Origin of the sequence: Xanthobacter pollutisoli (assembly GCF_040044995.1) — a bacterium.
Lineage (GTDB): Bacteria > Pseudomonadota > Alphaproteobacteria > Rhizobiales > Xanthobacteraceae > Xanthobacter.
The window spans coordinates 770,996-787,410 of sequence record NZ_JBDZDP010000001.1 but is presented as its reverse complement, the minus strand read 5'-3'; the positions used below and the strand labels follow the sequence as shown (position 1 = coordinate 787,410).

Annotated in this window: 15 protein-coding genes; 10 read left to right on the top strand and 5 right to left on the bottom strand. The window is 70.6% G+C overall.

Features of this window, described 5'->3' with window-relative positions:
* Window positions 1–41: 41 nt before the first annotated feature.
* The 5 genes from ABLE93_RS03715 to ABLE93_RS03695 are packed head-to-tail and all read left to right on the top strand — an operon-like array spanning window position 42 to window position 6,096.
* The gene (locus ABLE93_RS03715; protein WP_348837992.1) at window positions 42–1,232 is read left to right on the top strand and encodes an acyl-CoA dehydrogenase family protein; all 1,191 of its coding nucleotides are present in this window, start codon (window positions 42–44) and stop codon (window positions 1,230–1,232) included.
* 43 nt (window positions 1,233–1,275) lie between these two features.
* Complete coding sequence (locus tag ABLE93_RS03710) at window positions 1,276–2,913, top strand: cyclohexanecarboxylate-CoA ligase (protein WP_348837991.1); 1,638 nt, start codon at window positions 1,276–1,278, stop codon at window positions 2,911–2,913.
* Window positions 2,914–2,940: 27 nt separating this feature from the next.
* Complete coding sequence (badI, locus tag ABLE93_RS03705; protein WP_348837990.1) at window positions 2,941–3,738, top strand: 2-ketocyclohexanecarboxyl-CoA hydrolase; 798 nt, start codon at window positions 2,941–2,943, stop codon at window positions 3,736–3,738.
* 22 nt (window positions 3,739–3,760) lie between these two features.
* Entirely contained in the window at window positions 3,761–4,942 is a 1,182-nt protein-coding gene (locus ABLE93_RS03700; RefSeq protein WP_348837988.1) for an acyl-CoA dehydrogenase family protein, read from the top strand.
* Between the two features lie 17 nt (window positions 4,943–4,959).
* Window positions 4,960–6,096, top strand: a complete 1,137-nt coding sequence (locus ABLE93_RS03695; RefSeq protein WP_348837987.1) for an acyl-CoA dehydrogenase family protein — start codon at window positions 4,960–4,962, stop codon at window positions 6,094–6,096.
* Between the two features lie 3 nt (window positions 6,097–6,099).
* On the opposite strand, the gene ABLE93_RS03690 is transcribed toward ABLE93_RS03695, so the two are convergent.
* On the bottom strand, window positions 6,100–6,576 hold the full coding sequence (locus ABLE93_RS03690) for a MarR family winged helix-turn-helix transcriptional regulator (RefSeq protein ID WP_348837986.1): 477 nt from the start codon (window positions 6,574–6,576) through the stop codon (window positions 6,100–6,102).
* Window positions 6,577–6,705: 129 nt separating this feature from the next.
* Between ABLE93_RS03690 and ABLE93_RS03685 the strand changes: the two genes are divergently transcribed.
* Genes ABLE93_RS03685 through ABLE93_RS03665 form a run of 5 tightly spaced genes read left to right on the top strand, consistent with a single transcriptional unit; the run spans window position 6,706 to window position 11,858 of the window.
* Window positions 6,706–7,473: a glucose 1-dehydrogenase gene (locus ABLE93_RS03685; RefSeq protein WP_348837985.1), complete on the top strand. Its 768-nt coding sequence runs from the start codon at window positions 6,706–6,708 to the stop codon at window positions 7,471–7,473.
* Between the two features lie 58 nt (window positions 7,474–7,531).
* Entirely contained in the window at window positions 7,532–8,578 is a 1,047-nt protein-coding gene (locus tag ABLE93_RS03680; protein WP_348837984.1) for an alcohol dehydrogenase catalytic domain-containing protein, read from the top strand.
* A gap of 32 nt (window positions 8,579–8,610) precedes the next feature.
* A complete protein-coding gene (locus ABLE93_RS03675; RefSeq protein WP_348837983.1) occupies window positions 8,611–9,420 on the top strand; it encodes an enoyl-CoA hydratase/isomerase family protein in 810 nt (269 codons plus the stop codon).
* Between the two features lie 25 nt (window positions 9,421–9,445).
* On the top strand, window positions 9,446–10,291 hold the full coding sequence (locus tag ABLE93_RS03670; RefSeq protein WP_348837982.1) for an enoyl-CoA hydratase/isomerase family protein: 846 nt from the start codon (window positions 9,446–9,448) through the stop codon (window positions 10,289–10,291).
* Window positions 10,292–10,337: 46 nt separating this feature from the next.
* Window positions 10,338–11,858: a 3-hydroxyacyl-CoA dehydrogenase gene (locus ABLE93_RS03665; RefSeq protein ID WP_348837981.1), complete on the top strand. Its 1,521-nt coding sequence runs from the start codon at window positions 10,338–10,340 to the stop codon at window positions 11,856–11,858.
* Window positions 11,859–11,868: 10 nt separating this feature from the next.
* On the opposite strand, the gene serA is transcribed toward ABLE93_RS03665, so the two are convergent.
* From serA to ABLE93_RS03645, 4 genes are all read right to left on the bottom strand, one after another.
* Entirely contained in the window at window positions 11,869–13,137 is a 1,269-nt protein-coding gene (gene serA / locus ABLE93_RS03660) for a phosphoglycerate dehydrogenase (protein WP_348837980.1), read from the bottom strand.
* Window positions 13,138–13,324: 187 nt separating this feature from the next.
* On the bottom strand, window positions 13,325–13,828 hold the full coding sequence (locus tag ABLE93_RS03655) for a YqhA family protein (RefSeq protein ID WP_348837979.1): 504 nt from the start codon (window positions 13,826–13,828) through the stop codon (window positions 13,325–13,327).
* A gap of 17 nt (window positions 13,829–13,845) precedes the next feature.
* Entirely contained in the window at window positions 13,846–15,309 is a 1,464-nt protein-coding gene (locus tag ABLE93_RS03650) for a GntP family permease (protein WP_348837978.1), read from the bottom strand.
* Window positions 15,310–15,312: 3 nt separating this feature from the next.
* Window positions 15,313–16,338, bottom strand: a complete 1,026-nt coding sequence (locus ABLE93_RS03645; RefSeq protein ID WP_348837977.1) for a patatin-like phospholipase family protein — start codon at window positions 16,336–16,338, stop codon at window positions 15,313–15,315.
* Window positions 16,339–16,415: the final 77 nt, after the last annotated feature.

The following is a 16,415-nucleotide window of genomic DNA, read 5'->3' as shown; positions in this document are numbered from 1 at the left end:
CCTTCCAGGCGCGGCGCCGGCCGCAGGGATGCCGAGGGCCCATGAAGGAGACGGTCTTTCCAGGGATGGCAAGCGCCCCCGCCACGAGCTTCGGGCTGACGGCCGATCAGGCGAGCTTCGCCGAGACCACCCGCCGCTTCGCGCAGGAGGTGCTGGCCCCCGGCTACAAGGCCCGCGAGGCGGCCGCCACCATCCCGCTGGAACTGCGCCGGCAAATGGGGGAACTGGGCCTCATCGGTGTGGAGTTTCCCCCGGCTTTCGGCGGCATCGGCGCCGATCACGTCACCGCCGGCGTCGTGCTGGAGGCGATCTCCGAAGGCGATTTCAATGTCGGCTACATACAGCTCCTGGGCTCGCTCTGCGGCGCCATCGTCGCCCGCCATGCCGCCGGCGACATCGCCGCGCAGGTGCTGCCGCGGGTGATCTCCGGCGAGAGCCTCATCGCCCTCGCCCTCACCGAGCCGCACGGCGGGTCGGACGCCGCCGCCCTCGCGCTGAAGGCGGTGCGCGACGGCGACACCTATGTGCTCGACGGCGAGAAGACGTCCATCTCCATGGCCGATCAGGCGGACCTCGCCGTGGTGTTCGCCCGCACCGGCACCGCCGCCGAGCGGGCGCACGGCATCTCCGCCTTCCTGGTGGACCTCGCCTCGCCCGGCATCAGCCGCACCCGATTTTCCGATCTCGGGCAGCATGCGGTGGGCCGCGGCTCCATCTTCTTCGATCAGGTGCGGGTGCCGGCACAGAACCGGCTCGGCGCGGAGGGCTCGGGCTTCGTGCAGGTGATGCAGGGCTTCGACTTCTCCCGCGCCCTCATCGGCCTCCAGTGCCTCGCCGTGGCCCGCGTGTCGCTGGCGGAGACCTGGGCCTATGTGAAGGGCCGCAAGAGCTTCGGCCGGCCACTGGCGGACAACCAGGGCGTGACCTTTCCTCTCGCGGAAGCCGAGACCATGGTGGAGGCGGCGCGCCTGCTGTGCTTCCACACCCTCGCCGCCAAGGACGCCGGCGCCCCCCACACGCGGGAGGCCGCCATGTGCAAATGGTGGGCGCCCAAGCTCGCCTTCGAGGTGGTGCAGACCTGCCTGCTGCTGCACGGCCATGCCGGCTGGTCCACCGAGCTGCCGTTCGAGCAGCGCCTGCGCGACGTGCTGGGCCTCCAGATCGGCGACGGCACCGCCCAGATCATGAAGCTCATTATCGCCCGGGAAGCGCTGAAAGCCGTCTCCGCCTGACCACGACAAGGCGCAGCAAATGCGCCACCGGAGGAAGCCGCCCATGATGCCTGCCGCGTTCGACCTGTCTCCCCCCGCCCGCCGCGCGGCCCTGATCCGCGCCGGCCTGTGGCGGGACGAGACCCTCCTCGAGTTTTTCCGTCGCCACGTGGCGGCGCGGCCCGGCAAGCTGGCGGTGATCGCCCACCGGGCCGATACCGGCGCCGAGGTGCGTCTCACCTATTCCGAGCTCGACGCGCTGTCGGACCGCCTCGCCGTAGGCCTCATGCGTTGCGGCATCGGCGAAGGCGACGTGGTGTCGTTCCAGCTGCCGAACTGGTGGCAGGTGCCGGTGCTGCATCTCGCCTGCCTCAAGCTTGGAGCTATCTCCAACCCGCTGATGGTGATCTTCCGCGAGCGCGAGCTCGCCTTCATGCTCGGCCTCGCCGAAAGCCGCGTGCTCGTGGTGCCGCACCGCTTCCGCAACGTGGACCACACGGCCATCGCGGCCAACGTGCGCGGCCAGCTGCCCGCCCTCGCCCACGTCTTCGTGGTGGACGGCGAAGGCGCGGCGGCGTTCGACACCTTGCTGCCCGACGACGTGACCGCGGAGGAGCGCGCCGCCCTTGCCGCGCACCGCCTCTCGCCCGATGCGGTCATCGAGCTGCTCTACACCTCGGGCACCACCGGCGAGCCGAAGGGGGTGAGCCACACCTCCAACACCATGCTGGCGAACCTCGTGCCCTTCGCCGAGCGGCTCGGCCTCGGCGCCGACGACGTGATCCAGATGCCCTCGCCCATGGCCCACCAGCTGGGCTTCATGTACGGCCTCGTGCTGCCCGCCATGCTGGGCGCCACCGCGGTGCTGCAGGACATCTTCGTGGCCGAGACCATGGCGCGGCAGATCACGCAAGAAGGCGCCACCTTCACCATGGGCGCGACGCCCTTCCTCAACGACCTGTCGGACTACTGCCTCTCCACCGGCACGAGGACGCCCACATTGCGCATCTTCGTTTCGGCCGGTGCGCCCATCCCGCGGCCGCTGGTCACCAAGGCGCGCCAGGCGCTGGGCGCGGCGATCATCTCCGCCTGGGGCATGTCGGAGAATGGCGCCGTCACCACCGCGCGCCTCGACGACCCCGACGAGAAGGTGACGGGCACGGACGGCTGCCCGCTGCCGGGCATGGAGGTGCGGGTGGTCGATCCCGCCGGGGCCGTGGTGCCGGCGGGGGAGCAGGGCTTCCTGCAGGTGCGGGGCTGCTCCAATTTCGTCGGCTATCACAAGCGCCCGGGCCTCGCGCAGGTGGATCAGGACGGCTGGTTCGACACCGGCGACATCGCCCGCATGGACGCCGACGGCTACATCCGCATCGCCGGACGCTCGAAGGACATCATCATCCGCGGCGGCGAGAACATCCCCGTGGTGGAGGTGGAGAATCTGCTGTTCAAGCATCCCGCCGTCGCTGCGGTGGCCATCGTGGGCTATCCCGACCCGCGCCTCGGCGAGCGCGCCTGTGCCTTCGTCATCCCCAAGTCCGGCGCGAGCTTCAGCCTGCCCGAGATGGTGGACTATCTGAAGGCCCAGCACATGGCCGTCCAGTACATCCCCGAGCGCCTCGAGGTCGTGGCGGCGCTGCCGCAGACCCCGTCGGGCAAGATCCAGAAATTCCGCCTGCGCGAGATGGCCAAGGACGGCCTGTGATCGCCCCGGCCGTTCCCGGAGAGCACCATGACCTATGACGACATCCTCTATGAGGTGCGCCCCGAAGGCGTCGCCCGTATCACCATCAACCGGCCGGACCGCTACAACGCCTTCCGCGGCCAGACGGTGGAGGAGCTGATCCACGCCTTCCAGACCGCCGGCTGGGACCGCGCCATCGGCGTCATCGTGCTTACGGGTGCGGGCGACAAGGCGTTCTGCACGGGCGGCGACCAGGGCGCCCACGACGGCCAGTATGACGGGCGCGGCACCATCGGACTGCCCATCGACGAATTGCAGAGCCTGATCCGCGACGTGCCGAAGCCGGTCATCGCGCGGGTGAACGGCTTCGCCATCGGCGGCGGCAATGTCCTCGCCACCATCTGCGACCTGACCATCGCCGCCGACACCGCGCAGCTCGGCCAGGTGGGCCCCAAGGTGGGCTCCGTGGATCCCGGCTTCGGCACGGCCTATCTCGCCCGCATCGTGGGGGAGAAGAAGGCGCGGGAGATCTGGTATCTGTGCAAGCGCTACACCGCCGCCGAGGCGCTCGCCATGGGGCTCGTCAACGCGGTCGTGCGCCAGGCGGACCTCGATGCCGAGGTGGACCGCTGGTGCGCCGAGCTGATGGAGCGCAGCCCCACCGCGCTGGCGCTGGCCAAGCGCTCGTTCAACGCCGACACGGAGAGCATCCGCGGCATCTCCTCCCTCGGGATGGCGGCGCTCAGCCTCTATTACGACACGGACGAATCCCGCGAGGGCGGCATCGCCTTCCGCGAGAAGCGCAAGCCCGATTTCCGCCGCCACACCACGCGCAAGGCGGATTGAGGCGGGGCGCGGAGGATCCAGCATGGAACTCGGCTTCACCGACGCGGAAATCGCGTTCCGCGCCGAGGTGCGGGACTTCCTCCGCGCCAGCCTGCCGGACGGCGTCCGCCGCAAGATGGCGGAGGGCCGCCGCCTCGACCGCGAGGAGACGGTGGCGTGGACCCGCACCCTGAACGCCCGCGGCTGGGCGGTGCCCCACTGGCCGGTGGAATGGGGCGGCACCGGATGGGACCCCATCCGGCAGATGATCTTCCGCGACGAGATCCAGCAATTCCCCGCGCCCGAGACGGTGTCCTTCGGCACGCTCATGGTGGGGCCGGTGATCTACACCTTCGGCACCCGAGCGCAAAAGGAGCGCTTCCTGCCGCGCATCGCCCGCCTCGACGACTGGTGGTGCCAGGGCTTCTCCGAGCCCGGCGCCGGCTCCGATCTCGCGAGCCTGAAGACCCGCGCGGTGCGCGACGGCGACACCTATGTGGTGAACGGGCAGAAGGCGTGGACCACCCTTGCCCAACACGCCAACTGGATCTTCCTGCTGGTGCGCACCGACCCGGTGGCGAAGAAGCAGGCCGGCATCTCCTTCCTGCTGCTCGACATGGCGACGCCTGGCGTCAGCGTGCGGCCGGTGCAGACCATCGACGGCGGCTTCGAGATCAACGAGGTCTTCCTCGAGGATGTGCGGGTGCCGGCGGAAAATCTGGTGGGCGAGGAAAACCGCGGCTGGGACTATGCCAAGTTCCTGCTCGGCAACGAGCGCAACGGGCAGGCGCGGGTCGGCATCGCCAAGGCGCGCCTGCGCCGGGTGAAAGCGCTCGCCGCCGCATCCCTCGACGGCGCCGCCCCGCGCATGGCCGACCCGGTCTTCCGCCGCCGGCTCGCCGAGCTGGAGGTGGAAGTGCGGGCACTGGAGATGACCCAGTTCCGGGTGATTGCGGCAGAGGCCGGCGGGGCGGAGGGCAAGCCCAATCCCGCCTCCTCCATCCTGAAGATCCGCGGCTCCGAGCTCCAGCAGGCGACGGCGGAGCTCTTGATGGACACCCTCGGCCCGGCCGCCCTCGTGGCCCATGAGGGCGATGCGCCTTCCGGCTACGATTACGCGCGCGGCGGCGCCGCGACCTATTTCAACCTGCGCAAGCTCTCGATCTACGGCGGGTCCAACGAGATCCAGCGCACCATCATCGCCAGGTCCATCCTCGGGCTGTGAGGCGGGGAGCACGCCCCATGAATTTCCAGCTTTCCGAAGAGCAGTCGCTGCTCAGGGACAGCGTGGAGCGCACCTTCGCGCGCATCTACGGCTTCGAGGCACGCGGGCGCATCCTCGGCTCGGCCGAGGGCTGGAGCCGCGAGGTCTGGGTGCAGATGGCCGAGCTCGGCCTGCTCGGCCTGCCCTTCGCCGTGGACGACGGCGGCTTCGAAGGCGGGCCGGTCGAGACGATGATCGTGATGGAGGCCATCGGCCGCGCGCTGGTGGTGGAGCCATTCCTGCCGTGCATCGTCCTTGCCGGCACGGTGCTGCGCGCAGCCGCGCCGGCCCTGCGGGCGGAGCTGGTGCCGCAGGTCGCCTCGGGCGCGCTCACGCTCGCCTTCGCCCATGGCGAGCCTCAGGCCCGCTGGGATCGCGCCGATGTCGCCACATCGGCGCGCCGCGTTCCCGGCGGCTACCGGCTGCGCGGCCGTAAGAGCCTGGTGATCGCGGGGGGGATCGCATCGCGCCTCATCGTCTCGGCCCGCCTCGACGGCGCCCGGACCGATCCGGCGGGGCTCGCCCTGTTCCTGCTCGATCCGGCCGCCGCCGGCGTCACGCGCGCACCCTTCAGGACGCAGGACGGCCGCGTCGCCGCTGACGTGCTGCTGGACGATGTCTTCGTCGCCGACGACCACCTCCTCTGTGCGCCCGGCGGCGCATATGCGCTCATCGCGACGGCCTCCGACGCGGCCGTCGCCGCCCTCTGCGCCGAGGCGGTGGGGGCGATGGATGCGGCCCTCGCGCTGACGGTGGACTATCTGAAGACGCGCACCCAGTTCGGCGTCGCCATCGGCACCTTCCAGGCGCTCCAGCACCGGGCGGCGGACATGTTCGTGGCGCTGGAGCAGGCGCGCAGCATGGCGCTTCTGGCCACCATGGCGCTCGAGGAGGACGACGCGCGCGAGCGCGCCGCGGCACTCTCGGCGGCGAAGGTACAGATCGGCCGATCGGGCCGCTTCATCGGCCAGCAGGCGGTGCAGCTGCACGGCGGCATCGGCATGACGATGGAATACAAGGTGGGCCACCTGTTCAAGCGCCTCACCATGATCGACAAGGAATTCGGCGATGCCGAGCACCATCTCGCGCGGCTGGCCGATGCCCTTGCGGCGTGAGGCTCACACGTCGGCGAGGCCGTCCCTGAGGCGGTCAAGCAATTGGTAGAGCCGCACCTGCTCGTCCTCGCCGAGGGGCATCAGCGCCTTGCCGTAGAACGTCTCGATGGCGGGACGCATGGCGGACCAGGTGCGGTTGCCCTCGACGGTCAGGCGGATGAGGCGGCTGCGTCCGTCCTCGGGGTCCTTGACCCGCTCCACCCAGTCGCGCGCCTCCAGCCGGTCGAGCACGGCCGTGAGGTTCTGCCGCGAGAGCATGAGGAACTCGATGAGCTCCTTCACGCTCATGCCCTTCTCGTGCACCAGCGGGCGCGCGAGCGCGCCGAGCACCGCCCATTGCTGCGTGGTCGCGCCGAATTCGCCGATGGAGCGGGTGCCGTTCTTATGCAGCAGGTTCGAGCACTGATAGAGCCTGAAGAACAGGCGGTTGGCGATCTCGAAGCGACCGGGGTCGAAAGGCGGCGTCTGACGGCGCGACATGGGGAAACCCTTCTCTGTCTTGCCGTTATGGGGGCGGGGCACCGCGACGCAACAGATTTTTATATCAATGAATTGACATAATTTGGAGGGGAAGCATAATCCCCTCGATCATCGGGAGCGAGCGTCACTGTGAAAGAATTCGAGAACCGGATCATTGTAATCACCGGCGGCGGCGGCGGCATCGGCGGGGCAACGGCGCGCCGCTTCGCCGCCAAGGGCGGCAAGGTCGCCGTGATGGATCGCGACGGTGCGGCGGCGAAGCGCACGGCAGCCGAGATCGAGGCCGAAGGCGGCGTCGCCCGCGCCTATGCGTGCGACATCACCGACCGGCCGAGCGTCGAGGCCGCCGTGGCGGCGACCGAGGCCGAGCTCGGGCCGATCCATGTGCTCGTCAACAATGCGGGCTGGGACGTGTTCCGCCCGTTCCTCGCCACCGCGCCGGAGGATTGGGAGCGGCTGATCGCCATCAACCTCGTGGGTGCCCTCCACATGCATCACGTCGTCCTGCCGCTGATGGTGGCGCGCAAGGCCGGGCGGGTGGTCAACATCGCCTCCGACGCGGCGCGGGTGGGTTCGAGCGGCGAGGCGGTCTATGCCGCCTGCAAGGGCGGGCTCGTGGCCTTCTCCAAGACTTTGGCGCGCGAGCACGCCCGCGACGGCATCACCTTCAACGTGGTGTGCCCCGGCCCGACCCAGACGGCCCTGTTCGAGGACTACAAGAAGGGCGCCGGCAACGCCGAAAAGCTCGCCGAGGCGTTCCGCCGCTCCATTCCCCTCGGCCGCATCGGCGAGCCGGAGGACCTGCCCGGCGCCATCACCTTCTTCGCCTCGGACGCCGCCGGCTACGTGACCGGGCAGGTGCTGTCGGTATCGGGCGGCCTCAGCATGGTGGGCTGAGCCGCCAACGCAGGAAAAAGCGGAACAGCCCGCGCAAGCCGGGCGGAGGGAGGCACAGATGGCGTCCATGCGCGCGGTCTTTCTGACCGGCCACGGCGGCAACGAGGTGGTCGCGCTGGACCGCCGTCCCATGCCCGTGCGCGGGCCGGGCGAAGTGCTCGTCCGCATCCGCGCGGCGGGGCTCAACCGCGTCGATCTCTACATGCGCGACAGCGGTGCCGGCATCACCCACCGCCTGCCCCTCGTCATGGGGCTCGACGGCGCCGGCGAGGTGGTGGAGGTGGATGCCGGCGAGCGCCGCCTCGCCCGAGGCCAGAAGGTGGTGATCCACCCCGGCCTCGGCTGCGGCCGGTGCGAATTCTGCGCCCGCGGCGAGCATGTGCTCTGCACCGCCATGCAATTCATGGGCGAGCATGTGGACGGCACGCTGCGCGACTATGCGAGCGTGCCGGCGCAGAACGTCTTCCCCATGCCCGAGGGCTACGATTTCGCCGAGGCGGCGGCGCTTGCCACCGCGCCGCTCACGGCGTGGCGCATGGTCTTCACCAAGGCCAATGTGCGGCCGCAGGACAGCGTGCTCATCTTCGGCATCGGCGGCTCGGTCTCCCTGTCGGCGCTCCAGTTGGTGAAGATGACGGGCGCCCGCGCCTTCGTCACCTCGCGCGATGCCGAAAAGCGGGCCCGGGCCCTGGCCCTGGGGGCCGACGCCGCCATCGACAGCGCGGCCGACGTGGCGCGCGAGGTGATGGCGCTCACCGGCGGGCGCGGCGTCGACGTGGTCATCGAGAATGTGGGGGAGGCGGTGTGGCCGGCGGCGCTGCGCGCGCTGGTGCGGGGCGGGCGCATCGTCACCTGCGGCGCCACCTCCGGCGACCAGCCGGCGGCGGACCTGCGGCGCATGTTCATCCGCCAGCTCCAGGTGCTGGGCTCGACCCACGGCACCTTCAGCGAATTCGCCGACCTCCTCGCGGTGTGCGGGCGCGGGCAGTTCCGGCCCCACATCGACAGCCGCTTCGCCTTCGACGACATCCACGCGGCGCTCGACCGGCTCGCCTCCAGCGCGCAGTTCGGCAAGATCGCCATCACCTTGCCTGACGCGCCATGACCCGGCCCATGACCCGGCCCATGACCCGGCCCATGACCCGAACCACGGCCGGGGCGCCCCCCTCTCCAGCCCACACGTGCGACACCGGGCGGCTGACGCTGTGCCGCGACGGCGCCATCGTGACCCTCACCCTCGTACGCCCGCCGGTGAACGCCATCGACGATGCGATGCTGAGCGAGCTGGACGCAGCGCTGGCGAGCGTGGCGGCGGACGCCACCGTCGCGCTCCTGCGCATCAGCAGCGCGCTGCCTGTGTTCTGCGCCGGGGCCGACCTCGCCATGGTGGGCGCGCGCCTCGCCGATGCCCATGGCGCCGCCGCCATGACCGCGACCACCCGCCTGTTCCACCAGGTCTACGACCGCCTCGCCGGCATGCCCGCCGTCACCCTCGCCGAGATGGAGGGCCATGCTCTGGGCGGCGGGCTGGAACTCGCCCTCGCCTGCGACCTCAGGATCGCATCCCATGCGGCGCGGCTCGGCCTGCCGGAGGCCAAGGTGGGTCTGCTGCCCGGTGCCGGCGGCACCCAGCGCCTCACCCGCCTGTGCGGACCGGGCGTCGCGGCGCGGCTGATCCTCGGTGGCGAGCTTGTGGACGGCGCGGAGGCGGAGCGCCTCGGCCTCGTCCAATGGAGCGCCCCCGCCGGGGAGGTGCGCGCCCGCGCCGACGCGGTGGCGGCGCGGATTGCCGATCTCTCACCCGAGTCCCTGCGCGCCGCCAAGGCCTGCATTGCGCTCGCCGCGCCGGTGTCCCCCGAGGGCGCAGCCGCCGAGATCGCCGGCATCGGCGCGCTCATGGGCGAGGCGGGGACGCGCCGCCGCGTCGCCGCCTTTCTCCAGCGCTGATGGCCTTGCGACCGGGAGGAGGCCGATGAGCGACACGCCTTTGGTCCGCAGCGCCCGCTTCGACGCGGTGGCGGTGGTGACGGTGGACCATCCACCGGTCAACGCTCTCTCCAAGCCGGTGCGCGCCGGGCTCCGCGATGCGATCGCGGCGGCCGATGCCGATCCGGGTGTCGCGGCTATCGTGCTGGTCTGCGCCGGGCGCACCTTCATCGCCGGGGCCGACATCGCCGAGTTCGACCAGCCGCCCGCCCCGCCGCTGTTGCCGGACGTGACCGCCATGATCGCCGCCGCGGCGACGCCGGTGATCGCCGCGCTGCATGGGTCGGCGCTGGGCGGCGGCTTCGAGGTGGCGCTCGCTGCCCGCTATCGCGTGGCGCTGGCCTCCGCGCGGGTGGGCCTGCCGGAAACCCGCCTCGGCCTCATCCCCGGGGCCGGGGGCACCCAGCGCCTGCCGCGCCTTGTCGGCGTTGCGCCGGCGGCGCAGATGATCCTGTCGGGCGCGCCCGTCGATGCGCCTCGGGCGCTGGCCATGGGGCTCATCGACCGCATCGTCGGGGACGATCTCCTCGCCGGCGCCATCGCCTTTTCCCGCCTGCTGCCCCCGCCCGCCCGGCGCGAGGCCGGCCCCCTCGATGGGCCAGCCCTTGCCGAGGCGCGCGCCGTGCTCAAGGCCCTGCGGGCGGAGCACGGTGGCTCGACGCCGGAGGCGATCGCCGGGCGGAGCGCCCTCGACGTCATGGAGCGGGGCCTTGCCGAAGGCGAGGCGGCAGGGCTCGCCGCCGAGCGGGCGGCGTTCCTGGAGTTGCGCGCGAGTCCCGCTGCGCGGGCACTGCGCGAGGCTTTCTTCGCGGCGCGGCGGGCGCGGTCCTGAGCATTTCATTGGTCACGGCGCGAGGCAGGCGAGGCGCGAGGCAGGCATGACAGACAGCACCATCGGCATCGTCGGCGCCGGCATCATGGGGCGCGGCATCGCGCAGGTGGCGGCGGAAGCGGGCATGGGCGTGCGCATCGCCGACGCCGCGCCGGGCAAGGCGGCCGAGGCGGCGGAAGCCTGCGCCGCCATGATCCGCCGCAAGGTCGACAAGGGGCAGGCCGAGCCTGCCGCCGCGGCGGCGGCCATCGCCCGCATCACCGCTACCGACGCCGGCCCGCAGGCGGGCTACGGCGCCTTCGCCGGCTGCGACCTGGTGGTGGAGGCCGTGGTGGAGCGCCTGGAGGTGAAGCAGCAGGTGCTCGCCGGGCTGGAGGCGGCGGTGGGAGAGGATTGCATCCTTGCCACCAACACGTCGTCGCTTTCGGTCACCGCGCTGGCGGCGGGCGCGCGCAGGCCTGGGCGGGTGGCCGGCTTCCATTTCTTCAATCCCGTGCCACTCATGCGCGTGGTGGAGGTGATCGGTGGGGCGCTGACCGACGAGGCGGTGGTGGAGCGGCTGATCGCCATCGCCCGCCGCATGGGGCACCAGCCCGTCCGCGCCACCGACACGCCGGGCTTCGTGGTGAACCATGCCGGCCGGGGCTATCTCACGGAAGCGCTGCGGATCGTCTCCGAAGGGATCGCCGCCTTCGCCGACGTGGACCGCGTGATGACGCAGGCGGCGGGCTTCCGCCTCGGGCCGTTCGAATTGCTCGACCTGACCGGCCTCGACGTCTCCGTGCCGGTGATGGACGCGATCTATCACCAGTATTACGAGGAGCCGCGCTATCGCCCGTCCGTGCTGGCGGCCACCCGGCAGGCGGGCGGGCTTCTGGGCCGCAAGAGCGGGCGGGGATTCTACGACTATCCCGGCGGCAAGATCGCGCGGCCGCAGGAGCCGCCGCCGCCGGGTCCGCCAGCCGGCCAGACGGCGTGGATCAGCCCGGTGGACGCCGCGGCGAAGGCGGCCCTCGGATCAATCCTGGTCGCTGCCGGTGCCGAGCTGGAGACCGGGCCGAAACCCTCGCCGGAGGCCATCGCCTTCGTCACGCCGTGGGGCGACGATTGCGGCACAGCGGCGCTCGCGGAAGGCCTCGATCCCCGGCAGGTGGTGGCGGTGGACCCTTCGACCCTCGGCCCGCGCCTCACGCTGATGGCGAGCCCGGCCACCGACCCGGCCGTGAGGCGGGCGGCGCACGGCCTGCTGGCGGCCGGCGGGGCGGCGATGACGCTCATCAACGACAGCCCGGGCTTCATCGCCCAGCGCATCCATGCCGCCATCGTCAATGTGGGCTCGGACATGGCGCAGCAGCGCGTAGCCGCGCCAGAGGAGATCGACCTCGCGGTGGAGCTCGGCCTCGGCTATCCACGCGGCCCGCTCCGCCTCGGCGACGCCATGGGGCCGGCGCGGGTGCTCCACATCCTCGAGCGGATGGGCGCGTTCTACGCCGACCCGCGCTATCGCCCCAGCCCCTGGCTGAAGCGCCGCGCGCGGCTCGGCCTCTCTTTGCAAGCCCCCGACTGAGGGTGCCGGCTCAGGCCTTGTATTCGTACAGGAGGCGGGCGCGGATGGTGCCCTCCAGCGCGCGGATGTCGGCCAGCACCTTCTGGCTGTCGGCGGCAGAGGCGTCGGCGTCCAGCACCACGTAACCCACGTCGGCGTGGGTGTCGTAATATTGCGCGGCGATGTTCACCGCGTGGCGTGCCAGCACCTCGTTGAGGCGGCCGAGCATGCCGGGCAGGTTGCGCTGGACCTGGATGAAGCGGGTGCCGAGCGGGCGCTCGGGCAGCTGCACCTGCGGGAAGTTGACCGCCCCCATGGTGGAGCCGGTGTCGCTGTAGTCGATCAGCTTGCGCGCCACCTCGGCGCCGATGCGCTCCTGCGCCTCCTCGGTGGAGCCGCCGATGTGCGGGGTGAGGATGACGTTGGCGAGGCCCTGCAGCGGCGACACGAAGCGCTCGCCGTTGGCGCTCGGCTCCACCGGGAACACGTCCACCGCGGCGCCCCGCAGCCGCTTTTCCTTCAGCGCGTCGGCGAGGGCGTCGAGGTCCACCACCGTGCCGCGGCTGTTGTTGATGAGATAGGCGCCCGGCTTCATGGCGGCGATCTCGACGCGGCCGATCATGCCGTGGGTGGCCGGCGTCTCGGGCACGTGCAGGCTCACCACGTCGCTCTGGGCGAGGAGATCGTAGAGGCCCGGCACGGATTCGGTGTTGCCGTGGCGCAGCTTGGCGGTGTGATCGTAGAAGATCACCCGCATGCCCATGGCCTCAGCAAGGTTGGAGAGCTGCGAGCCGATGTTGCCGTAGCCGACGATGCCGAGGGTCTTTCCGCGCACCTCGTGGCTGTCGGTGGCGGACTTGTCCCACAGGCCCTCGTGAGCGGCCACCGAGCGGGCGGGGATGCGGCGCAGCAGCATCACGATCTCGCCGATCACCAGCTCGGCGACGCTGCGGGTGTTGGAGAAGGGCGCGTTGAACACGGGGATGCCGTGGCCGCGGGTGGCGTCGATGTCCACCTGGTTGGTACCGACGCTGAAGCAGCCGATGGCGATGAGGCGGTCTGCCGCGTCCAGCACGTCCGCGGTGATCTGGGTGCGCGAGCGGATGCCGAGAATGTGGACGCCCTTGATGGCCTCCTTCAGGGCGTCGCCGTCCAGCGCCTTGGCGAGGCGCGTGAGGTTGGTGTAGCCCGCGTTGGTCATCAGCTCCACGGCGCTGTCATTGACGCCTTCGAGCAGGAGAACCTTGATCTTGTCCTTGGCGAGCGAAAGCTGCGAGATGTTGGTAACGCTCTGGTCCACGGTCGCGTCGTCCTTCGGCGATGAATAGCGAACCTCGCAAAAGGCGCGGCGGCAAACGGGGTTCGTCTTTAAAATCCAGGATCGGGCCGGCGGGCGGACCCGCGCCCGGCGGCGCGAACTTAGCGAATTTGCCGCCCGCGTCCAGAGAACGCGTTGTCTCACGCCCGGGGGCGCGCGCGGGGCGGCCTCAGCGCTCGTCGTCCACGCGGTGGAAGCGGTCGGTGAGGGCGAGGACGGCATAAGCGGCCACGAAGATGACGTTGGCCACCACGAGCCAGCGCACCTGCGTCTCGCTCACGTCGGTCTCGAGCCGCATCAGCGCCTTGAGCAAAGTGATGCCGGTGATGGCCATGAGCGAGGCGAACAGCTTCAGCTTCAGTCCCGAGAAGGAGATGCGCGTCATCCAGACCGGCGAGGAGGGGGTATCGGCGCGGTCGATCTTCTCGACGAAGTTCTCGTAGCCCGAGGAGATCACCACCACCAGCAGCCCGCCCACCAGGGCAAGGTCGATGAGGGTGAGGATGCCCATGATGACTTGCGTCTCGCTCATGCCCGGCAGGGCGATGGCGAAGCGCACGAGTTCCAGAAGGAAGGCGACGACGAGCAGGGCGAGCGCCACCGCGAGGCCGGCGAACAGCGGCACCATGGCCCAGCGGCTCAGCGTCACCAACTGCACGATCGCCTTGCGCATCACGCCTTCCCTTCCGTTCAGAAGCTGCCCGCCACCGTGCCGAGCCCGATGACCACGGCGAGCGCGATGAGGGCGCCCACCACCGCCGCCATGACGATGTCGAGATAGCCCTGCTTGTGGCTCACGCCGCACACGGAGAGCAGCGTCACCACCGCGCCGTTGTGGGGCAGGCTGTCCAGCGTGCCGGAGCCGATGACCGCGACGCGATGCATGAGGGCTGGGTCCATGCCGATCTCGTGGGCGATCTTCATGTAGGTCGGCCCCAGCGCGTCGAGGGCGATGGTGAGGCCGCCGGAGGCGGAGCCGGTCAGTGCCGCGAGGATGTTGGTGGCCACCGCCAGCGACACCAGCGGCCCGCCCTCGATGGAGAGCACGAAGTTGCGCACGTCCGCGAAGGCGGGCAGCGCCGCGACGATGGCGCCGAAGCCGACGAGGCTCGCCACCGAGAGGATGGGCAGCACCGAGGCGTTGGCGCCAGCCGTCATGGTGGCGCGCAGCTCCGGCACGCTGGTGAAGTTGATGATGATGCAGGTGACGATGGCCGCCGCCAGCGCCACGATCACCGACCACACGCCGCCCACCGCCGAGAGCGTGACGCCGCCCCACTGGGGATCGGCGAGGAAGCTCACGTCCATGCGCGGCAGCACCACGAAGGACATCAGGAGATTGACGACGATCACCACCACGATGGGCAGCGCCGCCAGCAGGATGGGCGGCGCGCGGGGGGATTCATCGCTGGAATGGATCTCGGAGGGATCGAACGGGCCGGCCGTGGAGGCCCGCTCGCGCACGATGGGATCGTCCGCCGCGAGGTCCGCGCTCTCGTCCGGCGCGGCGATGAGCGAGCCGAAGCCCTCGCCGGCGGCACGCGCCGCAGTCTCGCGCCGCTTCAGCCACCACATGCCGAAGCCGAGCATGATGAGCGAGGCGATGATGCCGAGCCCCGGCGCCGCGAACGGCGTGGTGCCGAAGAAGGGCATGGGGATGGCGTTCTGGATGGAGGGGGTGCCGGGCATGGCCGACATGGTGAAGGTAGAGGTGCCAAGCGCGATGGCCGCGGGCATCAGCCGCCGCGGCACGCCGGCCGCGCGGAACAGCGCGACGCCCATGGGCGCCAGCACGAAGAAGGCGACGAACAGCGACACACCGCCATAGGTGACGATGGCCCCCGCCAGCACCACTGCCAGGATGGCGCGGCTGGGGCCGAGCTTTTCCGTCATGGTGTTGGCGATGGCGGTGACCGAGCCGGAATCCTCCATCAGCTTGCCGAACACCGCGCCCAGCAGGAACAGCGGGAAGAATTGCGCGACGAAGTCCGCCGCGTTGCGCATGAAGGTCTGCGTCCAGCTGGCGAGCAGCGGCTCGCCCGAGAAGGCGGCGGCGATCAGCCCCGCCAGCGGCGCAAGGATGAGGATGGAGGAGCCGCGGAAGGCGAGGAAGATGAGGACGGCGAGGCCGACCAGGATGCCGATGAGCCCCATGTCTCAAAGCTCCGCCATCAGCTGGTCGAAATCGACGGTGGAGGACTTGCCGATGTCGTGGCCGTGCTCGGCGAGGAAGGTCTCGGCGGACTTGCGCCCCTCGTCCCTCAGCCAGGTGAGAAAGTCCCATTCGGCATTGAGCTTGGAGGAGAAGCCCAGCTCGTTCATGACCGGGTTGCGCACGATGTGCACGCGCATGCGCGCCCAGTTGCAGGCCTCGCTGTCGCCGGTCAGCTCGTGCACGTGGCGCTGGAGCAGCGCCATCATATAGAGCTCCTTCACCGCCACCGAGTTGAACGACACCTCGTTGAGGCGGTTGAGGATCTCCCCCGGCGTCTTGGGCGTGCCGGGCCGCTCCAGCGGGTTGATGGGCACGAGGATGGTGTCGTCCGACTTCAGCTCGCTCACCAGCGGCGCCAGCGTGGGGTTGCCGGAATAGCCGCCATCCCAATAGGCCTCGCCGTCGATCTCCACCGCCTGGAACAGGGTGGGCAGGCAGGCCGAGGCCATCAGCACCTCGGGGGTGATCTCGGCATTGCGGAACACGCGCGGACGTCCGGTGCGCACGTTGGTGGCGGTGATGAACACCTTGAGCGGCGAGGCCCGCAGCCGGTCGAAGTCGATCTGCTTTTCCAGGATCGGCGCGAGCGCGTTGCCGCCCAGGGGATTGTACTGGTAGGGCGAGAACATCCGCGTCATGAAATCCATCATGAGGAAGCCCGGCGCGGTGTCCATGGACCAGCGGCCCAGCATCTTGTCGAAGGGCGAGCGCTTGAACGGGCTGAAGCGCGCCGCTTCCGAGACGTGGGTCCAGTAGCTCTCCAGCGCCTGGCGTGCCCCCTCGCGGCCGCCGGCGGCAAAGCCGTCCGCCAGCACGGCGGCGTTCATGGCGCCGGCCGAGGTGCCGGAGACGCCCTCGATCTCGAGCCAGCGCTCCTCCAGCAGGCGGTCGAGCACGCCCCAGGTGAAGGCCCCGTGGGAGCCGCCGCCCTGCAGGGCGAGATCGACGAGTACCGGTTCCCGATCCATCTGAGACCTCATTCGAAGGGGCTGTTCCGCACCACGCACGCGCCCTCTGCCGCGCATCGCGGCGGACGCTCCTCCCG

Bases quoted from the DNA above. Each gene is read 5' to 3' on its own strand.
- ABLE93_RS03715 (WP_348837992.1), top strand. From the start codon at position 42: ATGAAGGAGACGGTCTTTCCAGGGATGGCAAGCGCCCCCGCCACGAGC.
- ABLE93_RS03710 (WP_348837991.1), top strand. From the start codon at position 1,276: ATGATGCCTGCCGCGTTCGACCTGTCTCCCCCCGCCCGCCGCGCGGCC.
- badI (WP_348837990.1), top strand. From the start codon at position 2,941: ATGACCTATGACGACATCCTCTATGAGGTGCGCCCCGAAGGCGTCGCC.
- ABLE93_RS03700 (WP_348837988.1), top strand. From the start codon at position 3,761: ATGGAACTCGGCTTCACCGACGCGGAAATCGCGTTCCGCGCCGAGGTG.
- ABLE93_RS03695 (WP_348837987.1), top strand. From the start codon at position 4,960: ATGAATTTCCAGCTTTCCGAAGAGCAGTCGCTGCTCAGGGACAGCGTG.
- ABLE93_RS03690 (WP_348837986.1), bottom strand. From the start codon at position 6,576: ATGTCGCGCCGTCAGACGCCGCCTTTCGACCCCGGTCGCTTCGAGATC.
- ABLE93_RS03680 (WP_348837984.1), top strand. From the start codon at position 7,532: ATGGCGTCCATGCGCGCGGTCTTTCTGACCGGCCACGGCGGCAACGAG.
- ABLE93_RS03675 (WP_348837983.1), top strand. From the start codon at position 8,611: ATGACCCGAACCACGGCCGGGGCGCCCCCCTCTCCAGCCCACACGTGC.
- ABLE93_RS03670 (WP_348837982.1), top strand. From the start codon at position 9,446: ATGAGCGACACGCCTTTGGTCCGCAGCGCCCGCTTCGACGCGGTGGCG.
- ABLE93_RS03665 (WP_348837981.1), top strand. From the start codon at position 10,338: ATGACAGACAGCACCATCGGCATCGTCGGCGCCGGCATCATGGGGCGC.
- ABLE93_RS03655 (WP_348837979.1), bottom strand. From the start codon at position 13,828: ATGCGCAAGGCGATCGTGCAGTTGGTGACGCTGAGCCGCTGGGCCATG.
- ABLE93_RS03650 (WP_348837978.1), bottom strand. From the start codon at position 15,309: ATGGGGCTCATCGGCATCCTGGTCGGCCTCGCCGTCCTCATCTTCCTC.
- ABLE93_RS03645 (WP_348837977.1), bottom strand. From the start codon at position 16,338: ATGGATCGGGAACCGGTACTCGTCGATCTCGCCCTGCAGGGCGGCGGC.